Annotated in this window: 1 protein-coding gene and 1 pseudogene; both read right to left on the bottom strand. The window is 73.3% G+C overall.

The features are described 5' to 3' along the window. Nucleotides 1-240, bottom strand: a pseudogene (locus ABZ281_RS48705) (prenyltransferase); the annotation flags it as partial. Beyond that, nucleotides 237-1,439, bottom strand: coding sequence for an inositol-3-phosphate synthase (locus ABZ281_RS48700; protein ID WP_356665199.1), 1,203 nt, complete (start codon nucleotides 1,437-1,439; stop codon nucleotides 237-239). The gene ABZ281_RS48700 and the pseudogene ABZ281_RS48705, both read right to left, overlap by 4 nt. Between the last annotated feature and the right edge of the window lie 166 nt (nucleotides 1,440-1,605).

Raw genomic sequence — 1,605 nt, 5'->3', positions numbered from 1 at the left:
GAGGGAGGAGGCGATGGCGTGCTGGGTGCGGGAGTCGGGGGGAACACGTGTCGCGGCCGCGCCGGCCAGGCCGTCGCCGGGGACGCTGAACAGGGCGGGAAGGCGCAGGAGTTCGGCCCAGGCACGCTTCCGGTGCGAGCGGTCGGTACCTGCGCACGGTGCCGTGTCGCCTGGGGTGCCTTCAACGGCGGCTGGGGGAACCCCGGTGGGGCATCCGCAAGGGCTCTCGCGCAGCGTCACAGCGCCTCCCCTGTCTCCCCGGGAACCCTCATCGAACGAGCGGCACGGCACCCGCCCTCGTCCTCTGCCTCGACCCCGCCCTGCCCCAGGCTCCGGCCGAACCGGACCAGTTCCTCGTACTGCTCGGACAACCCCGAGGGCCCCTCCCCCACCGGGTCCTTGAAGTAGAAGCCGAGCGCGCCGAGGGGACCGGACAGTCCTGCCTCGTGGGCGCGGGCGGTCAGGCGGGCCAGGTCGAGGACCAGGGGTGCCGCGAGGGCTGAGTCGCAGCCCTGCCAGATGGTCTGGAGGATCATGCGGGTGCCGAGGAAGCCGTCGAAGGCGACGTGGTCCCAGGCGGTCTTCCAGTCGCCGAGGGCCGGGACGTCGTCGATGTGGACCTCGCCCTCGGGGACGGTGCCGAGGGTGTCGGCGAGAACGCGTTCCTTGCCGGCGTTCTTCGCCGCGGCGGCGGCCGGGTCGGCGAGGGCCGCGCCGTCGCCGCCGCCCAGCAGGTTCGTGCCGGACCAGGCCCGGACGCTCAGCGCCCGTTGCGCGAACATCGGGCCCAGTACGGCCCGCAGCAGCGTCTGTCCGGTCTTGCCGTCCCGGCCGGCGTGGGGCATGCCGTTGCGCTCGGCCTCGGCGGCGGCCACGGGGTGGTGCATGCCTGCGGAGGGGGTGAAGTTGACGTAGGGGCAGCCCGCGCACAGGGCGGCCAGGGCGTAGAGGGTGCTGGCCGGCAGCGGTGCGTAGGGCCCGTGGGAGGCGGGTTCGGTGGAGGCGACGTTCACGACCACGGCCCGCTCCAGCTCGTGGCGGTGGACGAAGTCGCGTATGTCGGCGGCGAAGGCCGTGATCAGTTCGGCCTGGCTCCTGGTGTCCCCGGGGGTGGGGCCGCCGGGTCTGATCTCCCGGTCCGCTGCCGCGAGTTCGGCGGTGACCGCGGTGGCGACGCCGGGTGGGAGGACGCCGCCGGCGGTCAGCGTCTCGGCACGTTTGGGCAGGGGGCAGTCGAGGGTGTCGTGGCCGCCGAAGACGAGGTCGGACAGCGCGGGCAGACCGCTGCCGGTGAAGGCCGGTGTTTCGGTCACCATGCCTATGGGCGGGTGCAGTCCCGCGGCGACGGCGGCGCAGCCGGTGACGACGGTGGTGGCGACGGAGCCTCGGGCTCCGATCAGCCACACCCCCACACGCGGTCGGGAGAGGGACGCGGACATGGGCAGCCTCCTGATCGTGCGCGAGCCCCGGGGGAAGGTGAGGAGACGGGGGGGGGGGGTGCGGGCTGCCCCCCCCCCCCCCCGTCAGTACGCCGATAACGGCGCTTTCGTCAAAAAGACCTTTGGGGAAGATTCCACGTCACCCGCCCCCAAGTTAATTAGTCCC

This window comes from Streptomyces sp. NPDC006265, assembly GCF_040613555.1.
GTDB lineage: Bacteria > Actinomycetota > Actinomycetes > Streptomycetales > Streptomycetaceae > Streptomyces.
This window is presented reverse-complemented; position numbering and strand designations above follow the sequence as displayed.

Excerpts from the sequence above, each read along its gene's own strand:
- ABZ281_RS48700 (WP_356665199.1), bottom strand. The coding sequence starts at position 1,439 with ATGTCCGCGTCCCTCTCCCGACCGCGTGTGGGGGTGTGGCTGATCGGA.